Annotated in this window: 22 protein-coding genes, 2 tRNA genes and 1 riboswitch; of the genes, 17 read left to right on the top strand and 7 right to left on the bottom strand. The window is 67.9% G+C overall.

The window, feature by feature from the left end; genetic code table 11:
- Positions 1-45: 45 nt before the first annotated feature.
- Positions 46-789, top strand: a complete 744-nt coding sequence (locus SFB74_RS15080) for a TetR/AcrR family transcriptional regulator (RefSeq protein ID WP_432731589.1) — start codon at positions 46-48, stop codon at positions 787-789.
- Here SFB74_RS15080 and SFB74_RS15075 read toward each other — a convergent pair.
- Positions 776-1,714: a LysR family transcriptional regulator gene (locus SFB74_RS15075; RefSeq protein WP_432731588.1), complete on the bottom strand. Its 939-nt coding sequence runs from the start codon at positions 1,712-1,714 to the stop codon at positions 776-778. The genes SFB74_RS15080 and SFB74_RS15075 overlap by 14 nt on opposite strands.
- A gap of 86 nt (positions 1,715-1,800) precedes the next feature.
- On the opposite strand from SFB74_RS15075, the gene SFB74_RS15070 reads away from it, so the two are divergent.
- The 3 genes from SFB74_RS15070 to SFB74_RS15060 are packed head-to-tail and all read left to right on the top strand — an operon-like array spanning position 1,801 to position 5,005.
- Positions 1,801-2,808, top strand: coding sequence for a Bug family tripartite tricarboxylate transporter substrate binding protein (locus tag SFB74_RS15070; protein ID WP_432731587.1), 1,008 nt, complete (start codon positions 1,801-1,803; stop codon positions 2,806-2,808).
- A complete protein-coding gene (locus tag SFB74_RS15065) occupies positions 2,805-4,025 on the top strand; it encodes a Rieske 2Fe-2S domain-containing protein (protein WP_432731586.1) in 1,221 nt (406 codons plus the stop codon). Before SFB74_RS15070 ends, SFB74_RS15065 begins: the two co-directional genes overlap by 4 nt.
- A complete protein-coding gene (locus tag SFB74_RS15060) occupies positions 4,022-5,005 on the top strand; it encodes a PDR/VanB family oxidoreductase (RefSeq protein WP_432731585.1) in 984 nt (327 codons plus the stop codon). Before SFB74_RS15065 ends, SFB74_RS15060 begins: the two co-directional genes overlap by 4 nt.
- On the opposite strand, the gene SFB74_RS15055 is transcribed toward SFB74_RS15060, so the two are convergent.
- Together SFB74_RS15055 and SFB74_RS15050 are read right to left on the bottom strand one after the other, a co-directional pair.
- Positions 4,979-6,913, bottom strand: a complete 1,935-nt coding sequence (locus tag SFB74_RS15055; protein ID WP_432731584.1) for an adenylate/guanylate cyclase domain-containing protein — start codon at positions 6,911-6,913, stop codon at positions 4,979-4,981. The two genes, SFB74_RS15060 and SFB74_RS15055, sit on opposite strands and share 27 nt — an antisense overlap.
- Before the next feature lie 157 nt (positions 6,914-7,070).
- Positions 7,071-8,312, bottom strand: coding sequence for a hypothetical protein (locus SFB74_RS15050; RefSeq protein ID WP_432731582.1), 1,242 nt, complete (start codon positions 8,310-8,312; stop codon positions 7,071-7,073).
- A 378-nt stretch (positions 8,313-8,690) separates the two neighbouring features.
- Positions 8,691-8,793: riboswitch (TPP riboswitch) on the top strand.
- A 76-nt stretch (positions 8,794-8,869) separates the two neighbouring features.
- Between SFB74_RS15050 and SFB74_RS15045 the strand changes: the two genes are divergently transcribed.
- Positions 8,870-10,216 (top strand): purine-cytosine permease family protein, encoded by a 1,347-nt coding sequence (locus tag SFB74_RS15045; RefSeq protein ID WP_432731580.1) that lies wholly within the window; start codon positions 8,870-8,872, stop codon positions 10,214-10,216.
- On the opposite strand, the gene thiD is transcribed toward SFB74_RS15045, so the two are convergent.
- Complete coding sequence (thiD, locus tag SFB74_RS15040) at positions 10,161-11,021, bottom strand: bifunctional hydroxymethylpyrimidine kinase/phosphomethylpyrimidine kinase (RefSeq protein WP_432731578.1); 861 nt, start codon at positions 11,019-11,021, stop codon at positions 10,161-10,163. The two genes, SFB74_RS15045 and thiD, sit on opposite strands and share 56 nt — an antisense overlap.
- A 35-nt stretch (positions 11,022-11,056) precedes the next feature.
- On the opposite strand from thiD, the gene SFB74_RS15035 reads away from it, so the two are divergent.
- From SFB74_RS15035 to SFB74_RS15000, 8 genes are all read left to right on the top strand, one after another.
- A complete protein-coding gene (locus SFB74_RS15035) occupies positions 11,057-12,148 on the top strand; it encodes an FAD-dependent oxidoreductase (protein ID WP_432731577.1) in 1,092 nt (363 codons plus the stop codon).
- The gene (thiS, locus tag SFB74_RS15030; protein ID WP_432731576.1) at positions 12,145-12,348 is read left to right on the top strand and encodes a sulfur carrier protein ThiS; all 204 of its coding nucleotides are present in this window, start codon (positions 12,145-12,147) and stop codon (positions 12,346-12,348) included. The genes SFB74_RS15035 and thiS overlap by 4 nt, the downstream gene beginning before the upstream one ends.
- Before the next feature lie 18 nt (positions 12,349-12,366).
- A complete protein-coding gene (locus SFB74_RS15025; RefSeq protein ID WP_432731575.1) occupies positions 12,367-13,179 on the top strand; it encodes a thiazole synthase in 813 nt (270 codons plus the stop codon).
- Positions 13,176-14,114, top strand: a complete 939-nt coding sequence (thiE, locus tag SFB74_RS15020; RefSeq protein ID WP_432731573.1) for a thiamine phosphate synthase — start codon at positions 13,176-13,178, stop codon at positions 14,112-14,114. The genes SFB74_RS15025 and thiE overlap by 4 nt, the downstream gene beginning before the upstream one ends.
- Before the next feature lie 5 nt (positions 14,115-14,119).
- The gene (locus tag SFB74_RS15015) at positions 14,120-16,279 is read left to right on the top strand and encodes a TonB-dependent siderophore receptor (RefSeq protein ID WP_432731572.1); all 2,160 of its coding nucleotides are present in this window, start codon (positions 14,120-14,122) and stop codon (positions 16,277-16,279) included.
- A 49-nt stretch (positions 16,280-16,328) separates the two neighbouring features.
- Positions 16,329-16,404, top strand: a tRNA-Asn gene (locus tag SFB74_RS15010).
- Positions 16,405-16,569: 165 nt separating this feature from the next.
- Positions 16,570-16,645: transfer RNA gene (locus SFB74_RS15005), tRNA-Asn, on the top strand.
- A 131-nt stretch (positions 16,646-16,776) separates the two neighbouring features.
- Positions 16,777-17,637, top strand: coding sequence for an AraC family transcriptional regulator (locus SFB74_RS15000; protein WP_432731571.1), 861 nt, complete (start codon positions 16,777-16,779; stop codon positions 17,635-17,637).
- A 6-nt stretch (positions 17,638-17,643) separates the two neighbouring features.
- Here SFB74_RS15000 and SFB74_RS14995 read toward each other — a convergent pair whose 3' ends face one another.
- Positions 17,644-17,961, bottom strand: a complete 318-nt coding sequence (locus SFB74_RS14995; protein ID WP_432731570.1) for a YnfA family protein — start codon at positions 17,959-17,961, stop codon at positions 17,644-17,646.
- A 353-nt stretch (positions 17,962-18,314) separates the two neighbouring features.
- Between SFB74_RS14995 and SFB74_RS14990 the strand changes: the two genes are divergently transcribed.
- Positions 18,315-18,716: a GreA/GreB family elongation factor gene (locus tag SFB74_RS14990; protein ID WP_432731569.1), complete on the top strand. Its 402-nt coding sequence runs from the start codon at positions 18,315-18,317 to the stop codon at positions 18,714-18,716.
- A 19-nt stretch (positions 18,717-18,735) separates the two neighbouring features.
- On the opposite strand, the gene SFB74_RS14985 is transcribed toward SFB74_RS14990, so the two are convergent.
- Positions 18,736-18,954 (bottom strand): hypothetical protein, encoded by a 219-nt coding sequence (locus SFB74_RS14985; RefSeq protein ID WP_432731568.1) that lies wholly within the window; start codon positions 18,952-18,954, stop codon positions 18,736-18,738.
- Positions 18,955-19,422: 468 nt separating this feature from the next.
- Between SFB74_RS14985 and SFB74_RS14980 the strand changes: the two genes are divergently transcribed.
- Positions 19,423-20,316, top strand: a complete 894-nt coding sequence (locus tag SFB74_RS14980; RefSeq protein ID WP_432731567.1) for a CsgG/HfaB family protein — start codon at positions 19,423-19,425, stop codon at positions 20,314-20,316.
- A gap of 35 nt (positions 20,317-20,351) precedes the next feature.
- Here the strand turns inward: SFB74_RS14980 and SFB74_RS14975 are convergent, their stop codons facing one another.
- Positions 20,352-20,756, bottom strand: coding sequence for a GFA family protein (locus tag SFB74_RS14975; RefSeq protein ID WP_432731566.1), 405 nt, complete (start codon positions 20,754-20,756; stop codon positions 20,352-20,354).
- A 105-nt stretch (positions 20,757-20,861) separates the two neighbouring features.
- Here SFB74_RS14975 and SFB74_RS14970 point away from each other — a divergent pair, with 105 nt between their 5' ends.
- Positions 20,862-21,836 carry a helix-turn-helix transcriptional regulator gene (locus tag SFB74_RS14970; protein ID WP_432731565.1) on the top strand — a complete coding sequence of 325 codons (975 nt, stop codon included), beginning with the start codon at positions 20,862-20,864 and terminating at the stop codon, positions 21,834-21,836.
- A 162-nt stretch (positions 21,837-21,998) separates the two neighbouring features.
- Positions 21,999-22,685 carry a response regulator transcription factor gene (locus SFB74_RS14965; protein ID WP_093195478.1) on the top strand — a complete coding sequence of 229 codons (687 nt, stop codon included), beginning with the start codon at positions 21,999-22,001 and terminating at the stop codon, positions 22,683-22,685.
- Position 22,686: the final 1 nt, after the last annotated feature.

The raw sequence follows: 22,686 nt of genomic DNA, 5'->3' as shown, positions 1-22,686 counted from the left end.
TTTTATTTATACAGTCAACCCGACTGCCGCACAATGGCTGCAACCATGACGAAGCCCTCGCCCTCCAAACCCCAGAAGCCGCGCACGGCCGGCCGCCCTGCCGGCGGCGCAGGCCTGACGAAGCAGCGCATCGCCGAGGAAGCATTGGCGCAGATCGACGAATTCGGCCTCGGCGCCTTCAGCATGCGCGAGGTCGCGGCGCGGCTCGACGTCTACCCGGCCACGGTGCACTGGCACGTGAGCACGCGCGAGGCGCTGCTGGCCGAGGTGGCCGCGCTCGTCATGGCCGAGGTTGCGCCGCCGCCTGGCAAGCTCATCTGGAAGGACTGGATCGCCGAGCTGTTCCGGCGCTGCCGGGCCGCCGTGCGGCGACATCCGAACGTGGCGCAGCTGCTGGGCGCGCAGCTGGTATCGAACGGCAGCCTGCCGATGGAGCTGGTCGAAGGCGTGCTGGCCGCGCTCACCGAAGCCGGCTTCGAGGGAGAGCCGCTGCTGGAGGCCTACAACTGCGTGGTGGCAGCGATGCTGGGCTTCCTGACGATGGAGTTCTCGCCCTTGCCCGCCGACAACACCCAGGCCTGGGCCGAGGAGCTGCGCGAGCGCGTGCACACGATCCGCCCGCTCGACCATCCGGTGCTCACGCGCAACCTGACGCAACTGGCCAACAAGGCCTTCATCCTGCGCTGGGACAACGGCACGACGGTGCCGCTGGACAGCAGCTTCGAGCGGCACATCCAGATCACCATCGACGGGCTCGAAGCCTTCGCGCGCCGGGTCAGGGCCCGGTAGCGGCGCCTTCGGCCGGCGCGTCGCGCCCGATGCGCAGCAGCGCGTCCTTCAGCCACAGCACGCCGGCGTCGGAGTTGGAGCGCCGGTTCCAGCACACCACCGAGCGGTAGCCCTGCAGCTCGAAAGGCAGCGGGTGCACCGCCAGCAGGTGGCGAAAGCGCTCCGCCACGCGCAGCGGCATCACGGCAACGTGATCGGTCTGCGCCAGCAGATCGACGATCTGCCCGAAGCTGGTCATCGCCACGCTCATGGTGCGCGTGCGCCCCAGCCGCGCCAGCACCTGGTCGATGAGATCGTCCAGCGCCGAGCTGCCGTAGCCCAGGAACACGTGCGGAGCCTCGCAGAAGGCATCGAGCGTGGCCTGCTGCGTCATCGTCGGGTGGCCCAGCCGCACCGCGACCACGTAGCGGTCTTCGTACAGCAGTTCCGATTCGCAGTCGCTCGGCGGCTGCAGCCGCGGCAGCACGGCGATGTCGAAGTCGCCCTTGCGCAGGCGCTCGGTCAGCGTGAGGAAGGAGCTGGTCTCCCAGTAGATGCGGATGCGCGAGCCGTTCGCCACCAGCTCGTTGGCCAGCCTCGGCAGCAGCAGGTGGCTGGCGTAGTCGCCGCCCGAGATGCGGAAGATGCGCTGCGAGGCCGCCGGGTCGAAACCCTCGCCGGGCTCCAGCATCGCCGACAGGTCGGCCAGCACGCGCTCCACCTGCCCCGCCAGCGCCTGCGCGCGCGCCGTGGGCTCCACGCCGTGAGCGGTGCGGGTGAAGAGCGGGTCGCCGAAGGTGTCGCGAAGGCGATTGAGCGAGGCGCTCACCGCGGGCTGGCTCAGGAAAAGGCGGGTCGCCGCGCGCGACACGCTGCGCTCGCGCATCAGCGCATCGAAGGTCCGCAGCATGCCGACGTCGAGGCTGCGGATATCACGTTGGGCCATATCTCATATTCAAAGCTTCGAATTGCCCATGGGGCGGGCTGTCCGTATCGTCGAGCGCACAAGTACATCACGACTGGAGACACACGATGAATCGGTTCAGACCCTCGCCGCCGGGCGGGACCACCCGCCGCCGCGCGCTCGGCACACTCGGCGCCGGCCTCGCGGCACTCGCCCTGCCCGCCTTCGCGCAGGCCCCGCACTTTCCCAACCGCGTGGTGCGCATCATCCCGTTCGGCTCCGGCGGCGGCCCGATGGACACCATCGCCCGCGTCTACGCCGAGAAGCTCAAGGCCCGCTGGAACCAGCCGGTGATCGTCGAGGCCAGGCCCGGCGCGAGCGGCACCATTGCCGCAGACACCGTCGCCAAGGCAGCGCCCGACGGCTACACCGTGCTGCTCACGCTGCCGCTCACGCACATCAACAACGTGGTGCTGCAGCCGAAGCTGCCCTACGACCCGGTGAAGGACTTCGAGCCGCTTTCGCAGCTGGCCACCGGCGGCCCGATGCTGATCGCGCGCGCCTCGGCGCCGTTCTCGAACGTGCGCGAATTCGTGGCCTATGCCAAGGCGCACCCCGGCATCTCGTACGGAACCTGGGGCAACGGCTCCAACGCGCACCTGTTCGGCGAGCTGCTGGCGAGGCAGAACGGCCTGGACCTGGTCCACGTGCCCTACAAGGCCGAGGCCGCCGCGCACAACGACATGTTCGGCGAGGCGCTGGGCGTGGCCTGGGCCAACCCGTCGACCGCGCGCGGCCTCGCGCAGGCCGGCCGCATCAAGGTGCTGGGCATCACCGGCCGCCAGCGCGTGCGCTCGATGCCCAACGTGCCCACCTTCACCGAGCAGGGCTTCGCGGGCTTCGACCTCGACAGCTGGATCGGCGTGTACGCGCCGGCAAAGACACCTCAGCCCGTGCTCGACGAATGGTCGAGCGCGCTGCGCGAGATCACGAAGATGCCCGACATCCAGGAGCGCCTGGCCGGCTTCGGATTCGAGCCGCTGGGCAGCACGCCCGCCGAGTTCAGGGCCAGCTACAAGGCCGACTTTCCCCGTGTCGCGGACCTGATCAAGGCCGCAGGAGTCACTCCCGAATGAGCACCGTCGCATCCGCATCCCCCACCGAATGGCAGCCGATCGCCTTCGATACCGGCACCGCCTACGGCCGCAAGCCGCCGAGCCACAAGCCAGAGCTGACCGAGGTCGGCGCCGGCACGCCCATGGGCGAACTGCTGCGCCGCTACTGGCACCCCATCGGCCTGGCCGCCGATGCCGCCGACACACCGCGCCAGGTGCGCGTGCTGGGCGAAGACCTGATCCTCTTCCGCGACAAGAAGGGCCGTCCGGGCCTGGTGCACTGGCGCTGCGCGCACCGGGGCGCCTCGCTCTACTACGGGCGCGTCGAGGATGAAGGCATCCGCTGCTGCTACCACGGCTGGATGTTCGACGTGCAGGGCCACTGCGTCGACCAGCCCTGCGAGCCCGATGGCGGCGCGCGCAGCCGCGGCCGCGTGCGCCAGCCCTGGTATCCGGTGCAGGAGCAGTACGGCCTGATCTGGGCCTACCTCGGCCCGGCAGAGAAGAAGCCCGTGCTGCCGCGCTACGACTGCCTGGAGACGCTGGACGAAGGCGAAACGCTCGAGGCCGACGGCAACAGCATCGGCGGCGGCGGTCCGCAGGTCATTCCGTGCAACTGGCTTCAGCACTACGAGAACGTGGCCGACCCCTTCCACGTGCCCGTGCTGCACGGCAGCTTCAGCGGCACGCAGTTCGTCGCGCTGATGGGCCAGATGCCCGACGTGACCTTCGAGAGCACCGAGACCGGCGTGAAGATCATCTCGATCCGCAAGACAGAGGACGGCAGCACCTTCCGCCGCGTGGCCGGCCCGGTGCTGCCCACGCTGCGCGTGGTGCCGAACCCCCGCGTGGCAGCCTATGGCCGAGTGGAATCCATCGGCTGGGTGCTTCCCATCGACGACCACAGCTTCCGCATCTACACCGTGGGCCGCGTGAAGACGCCCGGCGACCTAGCCCGCGTGCGCTCGCGGCTGAACGGCAAGCTGTGGGAAGAACTGACCGAGGCCGAGCACCGCGCCTTCCCGGGCGACTACGAGGCACAGGTGAGCCAGGGTGCGATCACCGCGCATTCGGAAGAGCACCTGGCCAGCTCGGACCGCGGCATCGTCATGCTGCGCCGGCTGCTGCAGCGCCAGCTCGACGCGGTGCGCGAAGGCCGCGACCCGGCCGGCGTGAGCTTCGACCCCGCGACGCCGCCCGTGCATTTCGACGCCGGCAACTTCCTCGTGCGCGAATGAGCGCAGTCGCGGCGGGCGGGGGCCGGACCATCGCCGTGCGGGTGGAGCGCAAGACGGTCGAGGCCGAAGGCGTGGCCGGCTTCAGGCTGGTTTCGGCCGACGGCGCCCCGCTGCCGGCCTTCGCGCCCGGCGCGCACATCGACGTGGCGCTGCCCGGCGGACTGGTGCGCCAGTATTCGCTGTGCAACCTTCCGGCGCAGGACGGGCACTACGAGATCGGCGTGCTGCGCGACGCCGCCTCGCGCGGCGGTTCCCTTGCGATGCACGACGCGGTGCACGAGGGCGCGGTGCTGAACATCAGCCCGCCGCGCAATCACTTTCCGCTAGACGAAGGCGCAGCGCACAGCCTGCTGCTGGCCGGCGGCATCGGCGTGACGCCGCTGCTGTCGATGGCCACGCGGCTGGCGACGCTGGGCGCAGGCTTCGCGCTGCATTGCTGCAGCCGCACCGCTGCACGGGCGCCGTACCGGCGGCGGCTGGAGGCAAGTGCGTTCGCGGACAAGGTGTTCTTCCACCACGACGATGGCCCGCCGGCCCAACGGCTCGACCTGGCCGCGACCATCGGACCTCCGGCGCCCGGCAGGCACATCTATGTGTGCGGTCCGCAAGGCTTTCTGGACGCAGTGCGAGCCACCGCGCGCGAACTGCAATGGCCGGATGCACAGGTGCACTTCGAGTACTTCTCCGGCGTCGCGCTGACGACCGGCCCGCAGGACGAGTTCGAAGTCGAACTGCGCAGCTCCGGCCGCGTGGTGCGCGTGCCGGCCTCGCTGAGCGTCGTGGACGCGCTGGCGGCCGAAGGCATCGACATCCCGGTGTCTTGCGCGCAGGGCGTGTGCGGCACCTGCCTCACGCGCCTGCTCGAGGGTGAAGTCGAGCATCGCGACCTCTACCTCACGCCCGAGGAACAGGCCGCCAACGACCAGTTCCTGCCCTGCTGCTCGCGGGCCCGCTCAGCCCGGCTGGTGCTCGACCTGTAGCAGCTCGTACAGCACCATGCGCGTCTGCCGGCCGCGCAGCTCGGCCAACTCCTCGATGCGGCGCGTGGCGAGCCGGCCGCCCAGCCCTTCGAAGGTGGACTCGGAAATCAGCGTGCGCGTGCCCAGTTCCTTGTTGGCGCCCTCGATGCGGCTCGCCGCGTTGATCGCGTCGCCGATGGCGGTGTACGACAGGCGGTCGCTCGAGCCGAGCACGCCCGCGATCACGTGGCCGGTGTGGATGCCCACGCGCGTACGGAATTCCTGTAGGCCCTCGGCGCGCCATTTGTCGTTGAGCGCGTTCATCTCGGCATGCAGCTCGAGCGCCGCCAAGCACGCGCGGTACTCCGCGTCTTCGAGCTCCGTGGGTGCGCCCCACAGCACCATGATGCCGTCACCCATGAACTTGTCGATCACGCCGCCATGCCGCGCGAAGATGCCGGCGGCGAGGTTGAAGTACTCGGTCAATTGCCTCACGAGCACATCGGCCGGCATCGACTCCGAGATGCTGGTGAAGCCTTCGACGTCGGTGAACATCGCGGTGATGCGGCGCGGCGAGCCGCTGGGCCCCAGCGCGTGCCCTTCGGCCACGAGCTGCCGGATGATGTCCACCGGCACGAACTTGCTGAAGGCCTTGAGGCTGCGCGCCGACTCGTCCAGCGCCTGGTTGAGGTGCTGAATCTCCAGCACCCGACTGGGTTCGATCGGCAGGTTGTCGAGCTCCAGCCGCCCGATGCGGCGCGCGACGCGCGAGAGGTTCTCGATGGGCCCGGTCACCAGCTTCGACAGTCGCAGCGAAATGAACAGCGCCAGCCCGAGAAAGCTCACCGTCAGCAGCAGCGACCAGAGCACCGAGCGCTGCAGGCCGCCGAGCAGCAGGTCCTCGGGCTCCCAGCTCACGAGCTGCCAGCGGGTGTGCGGCAGGTGCGAGGTCTGCACGAGGTAGCGGCGCCCCTCGTGCTCGATGGAGAAGGCCATGTCGTCGGCGCCGCCAGCAGTGCTGGCCGCGAGCATGTGCGCGTGGATGGCGCCGAGCACGCCGCTTTCGGGCGACTCCAGCTTGCGCGCCGGCTCAGGGTGGTCGCTGCGCGCGATCACGTGGTGGTCGGAACTGAGCAGCGCGCTCTCGCCGCTGCCCAGCGCGCCGGAGACGCGCATCAGCCTCGACAGATGGCCCAGCGACACGTTGGCGTCGACCACGAGCCCGCGCTTGTGGCCTTCGTCGTCGACGCGCCCGGCCGGCCGTGCATGGCCGATGGCGAGTTCCTGCGCATCACTCATCAGGAAGGGCTGGGTCCACACGGGGCCCTTCGCCTTCATGGCCTCCACATACCAGGTGCGCTTCTCGGGATCGAAGTCGCTGCGGTAGGCCGAGATCGAGGTCGTCGCGAAGCGCTGCTTCGCATCGCCGCCCTCCAGATCGGGCGAATCCTTGTAGTGCCAGGTCTCGGTACTGAACTCGGGCCCGCGCAGTACCTGCCGAATGGCTGGCACCGGGTAGCGCACCGCCATCAGCACATGGCCATGGTCGGTGGCCACGTTGATGCTGTCGAGCTCGGGGGTCTGCTCCAGCATGGTCCAGAGCATCTCGGCGGTCTGCTCGCCGTCCTCGCCGCAGACATGGACGCTGGGCGAATCCGCTATGGAGCGGATGACGCCTTCCGTCTTGGCAAGGAAGGCGAGCACGTTGTCCTCCACGCGGTCGTGGTTGATCTTGTGCGCGCCCGTGCCCACCTTCGACACCAGCTTCTCGGCCGCCCAGTAGCCGAAAGCCACGAGCAGCAGCGATTGCACCAGCGCGACGGCGCAGATGATGGTGCCTACGTCGACCCTGAAGCGCCGCAGGCGGGTGTGCTGCGGAGGCTCGGACGACACATCCATCCGACCCGTACGCCGGAAATATTCTTTCATTCTTGAATCCCTCGTAGCGCTGCCAGATGCGCTATCGCGACAGCGATTCTTGCCCGCTGCCGGCGACCGCATCAGCAATGCCGGTCAAGACCTCACGGGCAATGGCAACCGCACTTTCGTTGTCGAAGATTGCCTTCGACAACCAAGCACGCGATGATCACATTGCAGGCGCCGGCCTGAAGGAGCGTAGTGCGAGGGGAATGGGGGCCACGACCAGCTTCTTGCTACCGAGGATCAGCAGATTCTTGCCATCGGGAGTCACACGCGTTCGCGGGCGATAGCACTCGTAGTCGGGATAACTGGCGCTCTGGCAGCCAGGCACTTCAGGCAAGGTGAAGCTTCCGATCTCCGGCAGCGTGAGTTGTGTGCCAGCCTTCATGCTTGTATCGAAGGCTCGAACAATGGGCAATGCCGAAGAGCCAGGTTCAACGGCATATTCCAGAACGTACGCGCGACGCCCGTCCGCAGACAACTGAGCGGCCCTGATACCGGTCGAGGGCTGAGGCAACCTGCCCACTGTTCCGAATGCCTTGTCGTAGACCGCGTCACCCCCCATGAGGAAGCGATTTCCGTTGTCGCTCACACTCGTCAGGTAATAGAAGAAGGTCAGTCCGATCGGGTTTGTCCGGAAGATCCCATCTTCCGCATCCATGTAGAGCATGGCTGGTGCGGGCGAGATGGAGGCCGACGGGGCCACCATCAGTCGTGCACCGTCACGAGACACTGCCAGGAAGGGCCCCCCGTGGCAACAACTGGGCAGTGGCTCCGAGAACTTGAGAGTCTTCAGGTCGAAGAATCCCAGGCCATGCCATGTCGTACCGCCCGTTGGCATCCATAGCTTGCCATCTTTGGTGATGGCAAGGCTCCCTTCCGTGACGTTACCTTCGTCCCCGACACCAAAGGTAGACAAGTGGCTGCTCTTCACGCTGAAAGTGGCCAGGTCAATCAGATGAACGTGATTGCTGGCATCGGTTGCGGCCAGAACGCTTGAATCCGGTGCCAATGCAATGTCACGCAAGCCGGGAATCGAAAGCGAGGAACTCGACCAGGAGACGCCATCCGAGCGAAACCGAACAATGGCGCTCAGTCCGACTGCCCAAAAAGTGCTTGAGTATGAGGCGTAGATATCGCCATGGACTGCGTCGTACACCATGGTTCTGGGAATACCGAAGCCACTGGTGTCCAACGTTGCGTAGGGCCGCGCATCACCGCCACGCATCGTCTGCTCGAACACCGCGGCGACGTCTGCGCCTCGCGTTTGCAGGGCGGCAATTCCCCCCTGCGAGTCTGCTTGAGCAATCCCCAGTCCTTCGGACTGAGGGTCCGCCTTCGAATTTGTGCCCTGATTCGTGGCAAGAGCACTGGTCGGCGGCGAGGACAGCGACGAGCCACCAGTCAAGTCGGCGGAACCTCCTCCGCTGCCCCCACAAGAGACCAACGCAGCCGTCAGCAACGCCAGGCTCACCCTCCAGATAGGCTCTCCCATTCCGCACCCCTCACATTCATTGTGAAAATTCTTGTCGACGGTGACTCTTCATGCGCCAAAGCGATCATGCCGCCCATCGTTGGTGCCGCGTATTCTGCATGATGGACTTCCTAAACGCGTACTTTCCTGTCAATACGGGAACATTCGCAACACATCCGCGTGGGTTCCCGCGGTTCTTCTTCGGAGTGCAGTGCTGCACTGCAACACTCAAGAAGAAGATGAGGCGCGAACCACACGTCCGGGCTCAAAAAGTTCTCGCTAATGGGCTCTGGCCGCAGAAAGCGTAAAATTTCCGCTCGCTAGGGGTGCTGAGCCGGTTTCACGGCTTCGCTGAGAAAGTCCCTTTGAACCTGATTGAGGTAATCCTCGCGCAGGGAAGCTGGTCCGGTGGCCTCTCACGCCTTCTCGCGTGAAAGCCGCGCCACTGGGGCCTCGCCCACCTGCCAAACCTTTTGCACTGGAGCAAACGGATGGCACATGACAACAACGACAGCGCCGGCAGCGCAGCCGTCTCCAACGAAGCGCTGACGCCGCTTTCCGCCTCGCAGCGAGTATTTGGCTGGCACGACCACGCCTCGCTCTGGTTCAGCCTCGGCGTGGGCCTGCTGGTGATGCAGATCGGAGCCTATCTCGTGCCGGCGGTGGGCACGCGCGACGCGGCGATTGCGATCGTGCTCGGCTCATGCATCGGCACGGGCCTGCTGGCCTGGACGGCACGGTTGGGCTGCCAGAGCGGCCTGGCGAGCGCAGGCCTGATGCATGCCACCTACGGCAGCGCCTTCGCGCGGCTGCCGGTGCTGCTCAACATCGTGCAGCTGGTGGGCTGGACCACTTTCGAGCTCGTCGTGATGCGCGAAGGCACCCAGGCCATCGGCCAGACGATCGTGGGCCCGGCACTGGGCGACTTCTGGGGCGGCGTGCTGACCACGCTGCTGTGGGGCGCGGTGCTGCTGGCACTGCTCGCGGGCTCGATGGTGAAGCTGGTGCGGCGCTTCGTGAGCCGTTTCGGCCTCCCGCTGGTGGTGCTTTCGCTGCTCTGGCTCACGTGGCAGTTCGCGACGCAGTTGCAGGCCAAGGGGCTGGATGCCTTCTGGGCACGCCCGGGCGACGGCACGATGGGCATGTTCAGCGCGCTCGACCTGGTGATCGCGATGCCGGTGTCGTGGCTGCCGCTGGTCGCCGATTACGCTCGGCACGGCAAGCGCAGCACTGGCGGGCTCGGCGGCGCGTTCGGCGGTACATGGATCGGCTATGCGGTGGCGAACGTCTGGTGCTACGCGCTGGGCGTGATGGTGGTGAGCGTGGCCGAGCCGGGCACGGGCCTCGTCACCGCGCTGCTGCTGGCACAGGGCGGCCTCGTGGCGCTGGGACTGATCCTGATCGACGAGCTCGACAACGCGTATGGCGACGTCTACTCGGGCTCGGTCTCCACGCACAGCCTGCTGCCGCGCTGGAGCGTGAAGCGTTGGGGGCTGTTGCTTGCGGCGCTGTGCATCGCACTGGCTCTGGTGCTGCCGATGCACACGCTGGAGCCCTTCCTGCTGCTGTTGAGTTCGGTGTTCGTGCCACTGTACGGCGTGATCATCGGCCGGCTCGGCAGCGGCGAGGCGGTGTCGCCGCAAGGCGCGCGGCGCAAGATCGACTTCGGCGCGGCGCTGATCTGGGTCGCGGGCATCGCGGCCTACCACGCGCTCGCGAAGTGGGCGCCGCAATTCGGCTCCGCGCTGCCGACGCTGGCCGCGACCTTCGTGCTCGCCTGGCTCAGCCGGCCTTCAGCGCAACGCGGTGCGTCGGCACTGGCGCAAAGCCGTGGTTGAGGGGGCCATGACCCGCGCCGATCTTCACGTTCGCACCCGCGGCCATCGCGCCGAGGATGTAGGCGCGCGCCCGTTCGACCGCTTCGGGCAGCGTCGCGCCCAATGCGAGGTGCGCGGCAATGGCGGACGACAGCGTGCAGCCCGTGCCGTGCAGGTTGCGGCTCTCTATGCGGGCGGAAGCCAGCCGCGTGCGCTCGCCACTGGCCTGCAGCAGCACATCGACCACTTCGTTGCCCGGCAGGTGGCCGCCCTTGAGCAGCACGGCCTTCGCGCCGAGCGCAAGCAGTTCGTCGGCAGCGCCGTCGAGCGCATCGATGCCTTCGATGGCATGGCCGACCAGCAAGGCCGCTTCGTCGAGATTGGGCGTGACGACCACGGCACGCGGGAACAGCTCTCGCACCAGCACCTGCACCGTCTCGGCCGCGATCAGGCGGTCGCCGCTGGTGGCGACCATCACGGGGTCGAGCACCACGTTCTTCAGCTGGTAGCGGTCGATGGCCCAGGCCACCACCTCGACCACCTCGGGCGCATGCAGCATGCCGAGCTTGACGGCGTCGACGCCGATGTCTTCGACCACGGCCTGGATCTGCGCCTTGAGGAAGTCGGACGGCACCCCGTGGATGCCCGAGACGCCCAGCGTGTTCTGTGCGGTGAGCGCGGTGATGGCCGTCATGCCGTAGCAGCCCAGGGCGGCGAAGGTCTTGAGATCGGCCTGGATGCCGGCGCCGCCGCCGCTGTCGGAACCGGCGATGGAAAGCACGCGTGCGTAGCGCTGGGTGGGCTCTTGGGTGATGCCTTGGGTCATGCCGAAAATTATCGGCGACGCGAAGGAGCCTCTGCATGAGCCTTCCTTTCGACTCTGTCGCGATCCTCGGTGCCGGTCTCATGGGACGGCTGCTTGCCGTCACGCTGGCGCGGGCTGGCTGCAAGGTCGACCTGTTCGAGGCTGGCAGCCGCGAGGCCGAAGGCGCGGCGGCGCGCGTGGCCGCCGCCATGCTCGCGCCGCTGGCCGAATCGGCAGTGGCACCGGTGTCGGTGGTGCGCATGGGGCAGCATGCGCTGTCGCGCTGGCCGAGCCTGCTCGCGCCGCTGGCGCAGCCCGTGTTCTTCCAGCGCGAAGGCACGCTGGTGCTCTGGCATCGACAGGACGCCGCGGAGGCGGCGCGGCTCGCGCGCGTGCTCGCGAACACGGGCCAGCAGGTGCCCGAGTTGGAGCCGATGCAATCCATCGACGCGCGTGCGATCGCCACGCTGGAGCCCTCTTTGGGACAGCGCTTCGCGCAAGGCCTTTTCCTTCCGGGCGAAGGTCAGCTCGACAACCGCGCGCTGCTGGCATCGCTGCTCGCCACGCTCGAGGCCAGCCCTCGCGTCACGCTTCACTGGCAATCGCCGCGTGCGCCTGCGGACTTCTCGCCCGGCACGAACGGCCAGCCCGACTGGGTGATCGACTGCCGCGGCCTCGGTGCCCGTCCCCAGTGGAATGCACTGCGCGGCGTGCGCGGCGAGGTGATCCGCGTGCATGCGCCCGAAGTCACGCTGCAGCGCCCCACCCGCCTCGTGCATCCGCGCTACCCGCTCTACATCGCCCCCAAGCCCGGCAACCTGTTCGTGATCGGCGCGACCGAGATCGAGTCGGACGACATGTCGCCGGCCAGCGTGCGCTCCACGCTCGAACTGCTGAGCGCCGCGTATGCCGTGCACAGCGGCTTCGCCGAGGCGCGCATCGTCGAGATCGCGACGCAGTGCCGGCCCACGCTGCCCGACAACCTCCCTGCCCTGCGCCTGCCGCAGCCGCGCGTGCTGCAGATCAACGGGCTCTACCGGCACGGTTTCATGATCGCGCCCGCGATGCTCGACGCCGCGATGGAGCTGCTCTCGCAGGGCCACTCGCCGCTTGCAGAGAGCTTCGGCATGGAGATCTCCGACACATGACGATGAACATCCTGATCAACGACAAGCCCTTCACCCTGCCCGACCAGGCGACGCTGACCGACGCGCTGGCCGCGCTGGAAGCCACGCCGCCCTTCGCGGTGGCCGTGAACCGCGAATTCGTGCCGCGCTCGGCGTACGCCGCGCGCACGCTGCAACCCGAAGACCGCGTCGAGGTGATCCGCCCCGTGACGGGCGGCTGAACGAAGGAGACAAGAGAAATGACGACCACGAACGACCCATTGGTGCTCTACGGCGAGACCTTCCACAGCCGGCTGCTGCTGGGCACCGCGCGCTATCCCTCGCCCGACCTGCTGGAAGCCGCCGTCAAGCGTGCGAAGCCCGCGATGCTGACCGCCTCGCTGCGCCGGCAGACGGCCAGTCAGGGTTCGGGCAACAGCGAGCTCGGCAACGGCTTCTGGGAGCTCCTGCGCAAGCTCGCCGTGCCGGTGCTGCCCAACACCGCCGGCTGCCACAGCGTGCAGGAGGTGGTCGCCACCGCGCAGATGGCGCGCGAGCTGTTCGACACGCCGTGGATCAAGCTGGAGCTGATCGGCGACGACTACACGCTGCAGCCCGACACGCTGAACCTGGTCGATGCGGCGTCGCAGCTGATCCGCGAAGGCTTCAAGGTGCTGCCCTACTGCACCGAGGACCTGGTGCTGTGCCAGCGGCTGGTCGATGTCGGTTGCCAGGCGGTGATGCCTTGGGCCGCGCCCATCGGTACCGGCCGCGGGCCGGTCAACCCATACGCGCTGCAGGTGCTGCGCGACCGGCTGAAGGTGCCGATGCTGGTGGACGCGGGCCTGGGCCTGCCCTCGCATGCCTGCCAGGTGATGGAGTGGGGATACGACGGCGTGCTGCTGAACACGGCCGTCGCGCTGGCGCAGGACCCGGTCGCGATGGCCGGCGCCTTTGCCGACGCGGTTCAGGCCGGGCGCAGCGCACACCGCGCCGGCGCCATGGCCGCGCAAGAGGCAGCGCAGCCCAGCACGCCGGTGCTGGGCACGCCTTTCTGGCATCACGAATCATGAGCACGGCACTCGATTCCAGCGCCGTCGCGCAGGCCATCGTCGCGGCGCACGGATTGCGCTTCGGTGCCATCACGTCCGCGCCCGTGAGCGCACCGAGCTTTTCCTCGGACGACCCCGTGTACCGCGGCGCCAAGCGAGCCTGCTCCGCGCTCGGCTTCATCGAGATCGACGCCGAATGCCTGGCGCATGCCTGGCGCGCCCAGACGCAACGCCTGAGCAGCTTCGATGCCGCCCTGTGGCCCGACGCGCCCGAAGACTTCGGCATGCGCCCCTTTCCTCCTGCCGCTCGCGACGACGCGTTTCCGCCTTGCCGCGAACGGTTGGGCCTCTATGCCGTGCTGCCCGATGCGCAATGGGTAGGCCGCATGGCGCGCGCGGGCGTGCCGACGGTGCAGCTGCGCTTCAAGTCGGACGACAGCGCGGCCGTCGAGCGCGAGGTGCAGGCGGCCGTCGAGGCGGTGCAAGGTACCGGCGCGCTGCTCTTCATCAACGATCACTGGCGGGTCGCCATCGCGGCCGGCGCCTATGGCATCCATCTCGGCCAGGAAGACCTCGACGCGCTCTCGCCGGATGAACTGGCGCAACTGCGCGCCTCCGGCCTGCGCCTGGGCGTCAGCACGCACGGCTATGCGGAGATGGTTCGCGCCGACAAGGTGAGCCCGAGCTACATCGCCATGGGCGCCGTGTACCCGACCACGCTCAAGAAGATGGCGACAGCGCCGCAGGGCGTAGCGCGGCTCGGCGCCTATGCGCGGCTGCTGCGCGGCTATCCGCAGGTCGGCATCGGCGGCATCGACGCGGTGCGGCTGCCGGAGGTGCTGGCCACGGGCGTGGGCTCCGTCGCCGTGGTGCGCGCGCTGGTCGCGGCCGATGACCCCGAGGCCACGGCCGCGCAATGGATCACTGCCATCGATGGCGCCGTCGCCGGCAAATGAACAGAATGAAAAAGACCGAGTTCCCTTCCCTCTCCTCCAGCCGGCATCGGCTCTCGCCCGTCTCGCGTGCCCTGGCCGTTGTTCTCTTCGGCGCGACGTGTGCCGCGCATGCGCAACAGCAATCCGCGCTGCCGGAAATCACCGTCAGCGAGGGCACGGCCGCACCGCAGGCCGACGTGAGCGGCTTCGGCGACGTGCCGCTGCGCGAGCTGCCGATCTCAGCCACGGTAATCGACAGCCAGCAGCTGCAGGCCAGCGGCGCGCGCCGGCTAGCCGACCTCACGCAGTTCGACTCATCGGTGACCGACGCGTACAACTCGGCAGGCTACTGGGACTACCTCACGGTGCGCGGCTTCGTGCTCGACAACCGCTTCAACTACCGGCGCGAAGGCCTGCCGATCAGTGCGGAGACCTCGATTCCGCTCGACAACAAGGAACGCGTCGAGATCCTGCGCGGCACCAGCGGCATACAGGCCGGAACCAGCGCGCCGGGCGGGCTGGTCAACTATGTCGTGAAGCGGCCCACCGAGCAGGACCTGCGCACGGTGCGCATCGAGACCACGAGCCGCGGCAGCGTGCTCGGCGCCGTCGACCTTGGCGGGCGCTTCGGCGAGAACCGCCAGTTCGGCTACCGGCTCAACGTGGCGAGCGAAAACCTCAAGCCGCTGACGCACAACCTCGACGGCAACCGCAACCTGTTCTCGCTCGCGGCCGACTGGCGCATCACGCGCGACTCGGTGCTGGAGTTCGAGATCGAGCAGAGCCGCAAGACGCAGCCGAGCCAGAACGGCTACAGCCTGCTGGGCAGCGTGTTGCCAGCGCCGGTCGATCCGCGCATGAACCTCAACAACCAGCCGTGGTCGCAGCCTTCGGTGTTCAAGGCGCTGACGGGCACGGTGCGCTTCAGCCAGGCGCTGAACGCCGACTGGCGCTGGAGCGCGCAGATCGGCCAGCAGCGCCTGAAGACCGACGACCGCCTGGCCTACGCCTTCGGCTGCGGCGCCGAGGGCAACTACGACCGCTACTGCTCCGACGGCACCTTCGACGTCTACGACTTCCGCAGCGAGAACGAGCGCCGCACGCAGACGGCGGGCAGCATCAACCTCAAGGGCAACGTGACGACGGGCAGCGTTCGGCACGAGCTCGGCTTCGGCCTGCTGCAGAGCCGCGTGCGCAATCGCTTCGACAACCAGGCCTACAACTACGCGGGCACCGGCAACATCTGGGGCACGGCCATCGTGCCACCGGCCCCCGACGCCACCACACCGCAGACCAACCGGGACGAACGCTCGACCGAGTTCTCGGTGCAGGACGCGATCCGCTGGAACGACCGCTTCACCACCTGGCTCGGCGCGCGCCACACGCGACTGGACCGCAGCAGCATCGGCAACGACGGCTCGAATCCGACGGGCTACAAGCAGAGCGTGACCACGCCCTGGATCGCGGCCAGCTACGCCATCCAGCCGGGGCTTCTGGCCTACGCGAGCTGGGGCCGTGGTGTCGAGTCTCAGGTGGTGCCGAACAGGATCTCGCAATACAGCAACGCCGGACAGGCATTGCCCGCACTGCGCTCGCGACAATGGGAGCTCGGCATCAAGGGCGGCAACGACGCCTTCAACTGGCAGCTCGCGTGGTTCGACATCTCGCGGCCGCTGACCAACATGGACCTGTGCAGCGGCTTGTGCGAGGTGCGCAACGACGGCAAGGCGGTGCATCGCGGCCTCGAGGCCGGCGCGCAATGGAGCCAGGGTCCGTGGCGCATCGGCGGCGGCGTGACGCTGATCGATGCCAAGCGGCGCGGCAGCACGGCGAATCCGGCGCTCAATGGACAGTCGCCCACCAATGTGCCGAAGCAGGTGCTGCGCGCGCAGACGGCCTATCGCTTCGCGTCGGTGCCGGGCCTCGAGGTGGCGGGCCAGCTCTCGTACGAGGGCCGCCGCAACGTGCTGCCCGATGGCTCGATCACACTGCCTTCATGGACGCGCGTGGATGCGGTGCTGCGCTACGACACGAAGCTGCGCGGTGCGAACGCGAGCTGGACGCTGTCGGTCGACAACCTGTTCGACCGCCGCTACTGGAAGGAATCGCCCTATCAGTTCGGGCATGTCTACCTGCTCCCCGGTGCGCCGCGCACGCTGCGCCTTGGCCTGACCGTCGCACTTTGAATGTGCAGTCGGGAAGTGGCGAAAAATAACGCTATAATCTAAGGCTTGTTCCTCGATAGCTCAGTCGGTAGAGCGCCGGACTGTTAATCCGTAGGTCCCTGGTTCGAGCCCAGGTCGAGGAGCCACTAAAAAGCCGCAAGGCCTCTGGATGCCCCGCTACTCGCAAAGTAGCGGGGCATTTCATTTGCGGTGGCGTTCGGGGTTTGTTGCGATCAATCGTCGCATCGATGCAAAAAATGCAGTCGAACGGCCAGGAACGGCAAATCCATTGCATATAATTTAAGGCTTGTTCCTCGATAGCTCAGTCGGTAGAGCGCCGGACTGTTAATCCGTAGGTCCCTGGTTCGAGCCCAGGTCGAGGAGCCACCATCAAGCCGCAAGGCCTCTGAAGAGCCCGCTGTCTTTCCGGACAGCGGGCTTTTTCTTTGGTCGGCTGTCAGGCGATGTGAGCAAAGTCGGCTAAGTGCCCTTCGCATGAAAGGCGCACACTCGCGCGCATGGAAAGCAGCCGACGCATCGAGCAGGACTACCGCGCCCGCGTGGCGCGCGCCGTCGCGGCGATCGTTGCCGACCCGATGGCCGAGCACCGACTCGAAGACCTCGCCCGGCTCGCGCACTTCTCGCCCTTCCACTTCCACCGTGTCTACGCGAGCGTGGCCGGGGAAACGGTGGCCGCCACGGTCCGCCGTGTGCGTCTGGCACTCGCCACCCGATTGCTTGAAGCCGGCGACCAGAGCATCACGCAGGTCGCGCTGGCGGTGGGCTACGAAAGCCCGCAAGCCTTCACTCGCGCCTTCGGCCAGTTCACCGGGCAGTCGCCGCGCGCCTTCCAGCAGAAGATGGTTCGGGCGATCCTCGATGTCGATGCGCCGCCGCAACCCGATGAGAGCATCGCCGCACCGGCCGTGCGGATCGTCGAGTACCCGACGCGAAGGCTGCGCGCCTTGCGACACCAGGGGCCGTTCTCGACCATTCCGCACACCCATCGGCGGCTGCGCCAGCATGCAGGCACGGCCCGCATCTCGGACCGTTGGGGCGCCTCCTTCGGCGAGCCCGAGGGCAGCGTCGGCTTCCGGTACTACGCCGCGGTCGACTCCCCCGATCCCTGGCCGGACATCGCCGAGGTCGAGATGATCGACCTCCCCGGCGGCTGCTACGCAGCGCATCGCCTGGCCGGCCCCTACTCGCAGATCAACGCTGCCGTGCGCGCCCTCTACATCCGATGGCTGCCCGCAAGTGGCTACGAGCCGGACGACCGGCCCACGCTGGAGCACTATCTGAATTCGCCGAGGCAGGTCTCGCAGGCCGAGCTGCGCACCGATCTGCTGATTCCCATCCGACGCACGAGCGCGTCATGAGCAAGGCTAGCGCGGCTGGAACGCGATGAGCCCCATGCCAGCGAGGCACACCGCAACACCCGCCACGTCCCACGCCGTCGGCCTGATGCCGTCCACCGCCCAGAGCCACGCGATCGCGACGCCGATGTACACGCCGCCGTACGCGGCATAGACGCGCCCCGCAGCCGTCTCGTGCAGCGTGAGCAGCCACGCGAACAGGGCGAGGCTGATTGCCGCGGGCACCAGCAGCCATGCGGAGCGATCCTGCTTGAGCCAGAGATACGGCAGGTAGCAACCGACGATTTCCGCGAGCGCCGTCGCGACGTAGAGAAGAAAGGTCCGCATTGGTGGATTGTGCTGTCCGCGTCGCGCTTACCGGCAGGGCACGTGAGGCCTTTGCTTGATGGTCCCATGGTGCATCCCTACACTCGCGCCCATGGCCCGTTCGTTCCACTCCCGCAAACACGCTGCGCTCGACGCAGCGCGTGCCGGCGATGTCGCGACCACGGCGGCGACCATGGCGGCCTACCGACGCACCTCCGCACTTTCCTGAGCCCGGCGGTCCGCTACCCTTCTTCTTGATGCGCGAACCATTGACCGCCGGGCACCCGCCGCGCGGCCGCGACGCTGTTCTTCGTTCCTTCCCTCATTCATTCAAGGAAGGAAACGGCGCCGCATTCAACTGGAGTGCTTCATTCATGCTCGCAACCATTCACGGGGAGCGCACGCTCACCGAACTCGACTTCGTCCGCCTGGAAAAACTGGCGGACCACCAGCCCCCGCCCGCGCTGGCCGAGCTGCTCGACGCGGCGGACGTGCTGCCGTCGCGCGAGATCCCTTCCGACCTCGTGACGATGAACTCCCAGGTCGAGATCGAAGACCCGGTGACGAACGAACGACAGCAGATCACCCTCTGCTACCCCGGCGACTCGCAGCCGGGCGCCGGCTTCGTCTCGGTGCTGTCGCCGGTCGGCATCGGCCTGCTGGGCGTGAAGACCGGTGCGCTCGCCCGCTGGCGGATGCCCAACGGCGTCGAGCGCTCGGCGCGCGTGGTGGCGGTGCTCTTTCAGCCCGAGGCCAGCGGCGACTACACGCGCTGACGTCGAGCGAGCATGTCGCTCAGTGCTTGATCACCGCGTTGGTGCGGTCCTTGGCGCTGTCGATGGTCGCGCTCACGGAGCTCGTGTTGACCGCCAGGGCCACCAGGATAGACCCGACGAAAGCCGGGTCGGCCGCACCGCTGAAGTTCGAAGCGCCTGCAATCGCCAGGGCCTGCTGCACCTGCTGGCGGGTCAGTTCCGCGGCTGCTTCTCCAACGATGTTCTTCTTGGTTGCCATCTGAAACTCCTCGAAGTGAAGGCCCGACTGTAACTTTCGGGACAGCGCTCCCGCGGCCTTTTCCCTCCGGCGCCTGCCGCACGGACACGGCGGTTGTTTCGGCATGTTCCGAAAAGTATCCAGAGTAATAGAATCGCCCCGCTCCTCCCGCCCGTCCCCAAGCGCAGCGCGCCTGCCCGACGTCGCGGCCGGGGCGATCGAGGACACGGCCTGCCGCGGCCCGCACCTCCCCCACTTCGGACTCCGGTCGAGACACCACCCCGCGCGGTGAAAAACGAACGACCGGGCCACGCGTGAATGCACATGACTTTCGGCACTGGTGTGCCGGATTCTCGGGTCGTATCGTCGCGCGGTCGCCGGCGGCGCGTCGAATCGGGAGGTCGTACAGGCCAAGGCAGATCCATCTTCGATCTTGACAAGTGACGTCCGCAACGGGCGCCGCATTCTTTTCACTTGACAGATCGGGACATGGCTTTTTCTAAACTCTCTCTCGCAAGCGCACTCGCCGGCCTGCTGGCCCTTTCGGGCTGCCAGACCATGGACATGCAAATGGGCAGCCAGTCGGCCAAGACCGTGGCCACCGGCAGTGCCGCCGGCGCCGCGACCTCCGGCGAAAGCAGCCAGCTCGAGCGCTGCGATTCGCCGCTGGGCACGGTCTCGCTGATCGAGAACGTGAACGCCGGCTGGTACACCATCCTCACCGGCGAATACAAGCTGCCTCCCACGGCCAACCTGCTGCGCCTGCTGGTGCAGCAGTCGAACTGCTTCGTGGTGGTCGAGCGCAGCGCCGCCGGCATGAACGCGATGACGCGTGAACGCGCGCTGATGCAGTCGGGCGAAATGCGCGGCGGCAGCAACTTCGGCCGCGGCCAGATGGTGGCCTCCGACTACGGCCTGTCGCCCGAGATCGTCTTCAGCAACAGCGACGCCGGCGGCATCGGCGGTGCACTCGGCGGCCTGGTGGGTGGCGGCCGCGGCCGCGCCATCGCCAACCTCGGCGCGAGCCTGCAGACCAAGGAAGCCAGCGCGCTCCTGACCCTGATCGACAACCGCTCGGGCGTGCAGGTCGCGGCCGCCGAAGGCAGCGCCTCCAAGACCGACTTCGCGGGCTTCGCCGGCCTTGGCGGCCTCTCCGCCGCCGGCGGCATCGGTGGCTACACCCGCACGCCGCAGGGCAAGGTGATTGCCGCGGCCTTCATGGACGCCTTCAACCAGATGGTCCGCTCGCTGCGCAACTACAAGGCGCAGACGGTTCGCGGCCAGGGCCTCGGCGGCGGCGGCCGTCTCGGCGTGGACGGCGGCGCCGCTCCCTCGCAGACCTCGGCGCCCGGCGCGGCGCCCGCAACCCGCCGCCGCAAGTAAGGCCGGCAACAGGCGCGCGGCCCGACCCGCCTCGCTCAGAGGTAGCGCGTCTCGGCCGGCGCCTCGAACCAGTTGTTGTTGCGCCCGTCCATGTACCGGACGGGTGCCGTCGACAGTTCCTCCAGCGTCACGTCGTCCAGGCAGTTCACCGCGACGCTCACGTAGGCGCCACCGATCTCCGGCACGTTGCCGCGCCCGAACGAGCGCACGCCGCAACTCCTGCAGAAAAGCCATTCGGTGCTGTGCGAGTTGAACTGGTACAGCGACAGATCCTCATCCCCCGACAGCAGCGTGAACGCCTCCGGCTTCACGATCGCGCCCCACGCGCGGGTCTTGGTGCAGATCGAGCAATTGCACTTGCCCGTGCCCTCGGCGAGGTCGATGAGGGCCTGGAAGCGGACCTTGCCGCAATGGCAGCTGCCGTTGTACGTCTTCTTCATGGGTCGGTGTCCTGTGTTCCGCGGTGCGGAGGTGGTTGAGAGAAGCCTCGAGATTACGCCCCATTGCGGACAGATCCTGTCCTCGATTGCAGGCATGATGCGCCCATGCTGTCCGCTTCCGCACGCCTGATCCGGCTTCTTTCCCTGTTCCAGGCACAACGCTCCTGGACGGGTGCCGACCTAGCCGGCCGGCTCGAGATCACCGAGCGCACCCTGCGCCGCGACGTCGACCGCCTGCGCAGCCTGGGCTACACGGTCGACTCCACCTCGGGCGTGGCCGGCGGCTACCGGCTGGGCGCGGGCACGGCCCTGCCTCCACTGCTGCTGGAAGACGAGGAAGCCATCGCCGTCGCGCTCGGCCTCGGCAACCCCGTCGGCGCCTCGGGCGACATCGAGAACGCCTCCATGCGCGCGCTGGCCAAGCTCGAGCAGCTGATGCCGCCCCGCCTGCGCCGCCGGCTCGACAGCGTCCGCTCCTCGGTGGTGCCGGTGATGCACGACAAGTCGCCCGTGCGCCTGAAGGCCGTGTCCTTCCTCGCCGAAGCCTGCACCGACCGGCTCGAGCTGCGCTTCGGCTACCGCGATCACCACGACGCCGTCACAGAGCGCACGGCGCAACCACATCGCGTGGTGCAGACGGGCCGGCGCTGGTACCTGCTGGCGTGGGACGTGGCGCGCGAGGACTGGCGCACGTTCCGCCTCGACCGCATCGTCGAGCCCATGCCCACCGGCGAGCGCTTCACGCCGCGCCGCCTGCCGCACGGTGACGTGGCGGCCTACATGGAGCATGCGCTGAAGGTGTCGCCCTACCTGCACCATGCGCAGATCGTGGTGCATGCGCCCGTCAAGGCCCTGGAGCCCTACCTCGGCTGGGTCGGCGGCACGCCGCAGGCCGTTGGCGACGGCGCCACGCGCATCGCCACCGCGGCCAATTCGCTCGACGCGCTGGCCGTGTGGCTCGGCTGCCTGCCGCACGACTTCGAGGTCGAGTCGCCGCCGGAATTGGTGGAACATCTCTCGCTCGTGGCTGGGCGGCTCGGCAAGGCCGCATCCCGTACGCATCCCGTGCATACCCGATAGGCCACCGAAAGCGGTAGGCCGCCTCCCCCGTATATAGGATAGGCAGCAAACGGGCCTCCCCCTACCCTCTGCGACATCAGCAACCCAGGCCTTTCTCCCCATGCGCCTCGTCACCACGTCATGCATGAGCGCATGCAGCTTCTTTCCGGGCCCGGTCCACGCATGACCGCGGAAACACAGGTCGCCCTCGTCGAAGACGACACCGGCATGCGCGAACGCATCTCGCGCGTGGTCGATGCAGACCCCTCCCTGAGCCTGGCCTACAGCGCCTCCAACGCCAGCGACATCCTGCGCTGGCTGGTCGACAACCCGGTCGACGTGCTGCTTGTCGATCTCGGCCTGCCCGACCGCCCCGGCCTCCAGGTGATCAGCCAGTGCCGCAACATGCAGCCGGCCTGCGCGGTGATGGTGCTGTCGATCTTCGGAGACGAGGCCAACATGGTCCAGGCCTTCGAGGCCGGCGCCAGCGGCTACCTGCTGAAGGACGGCACCGAGGCCGACCTCGCCACCCACATCCGCCACTTGCGCGCCGGCGGCTCGCCGATGTCGCCGGTGATCGCGCGCAAGCTGCTGCGCCGCTGGCAGGCGCATTCGGGCGGCGCGCCCAAGGAGCAGTCCGCGGCCAAGGCGGCCGGCGCCGCGACGGTCGTGCCCGAGCGCCTGTCGCCTCGCGAGTTCGAGGTGCTCGACCTGGTCTCTCGTGGTTTCACCTATGTCGAAGTCGGAGTGCAGATGGGAGTCTCGGCCTCGACTGTCCAAACCCATATCCGCAATATCTACGGCAAGCTGGATGTGCACAACAAATCGGAAGCTGTGTTCGAGGCCCGCAACCTCGGCTGGCTTCCCTAGC

This window comes from Variovorax xiamenensis, assembly GCF_050916385.1.
In the GTDB taxonomy this organism is placed as follows: domain Bacteria; phylum Pseudomonadota; class Gammaproteobacteria; order Burkholderiales; family Burkholderiaceae_C; genus Variovorax.
This window is presented reverse-complemented; position numbering and strand designations above follow the sequence as displayed.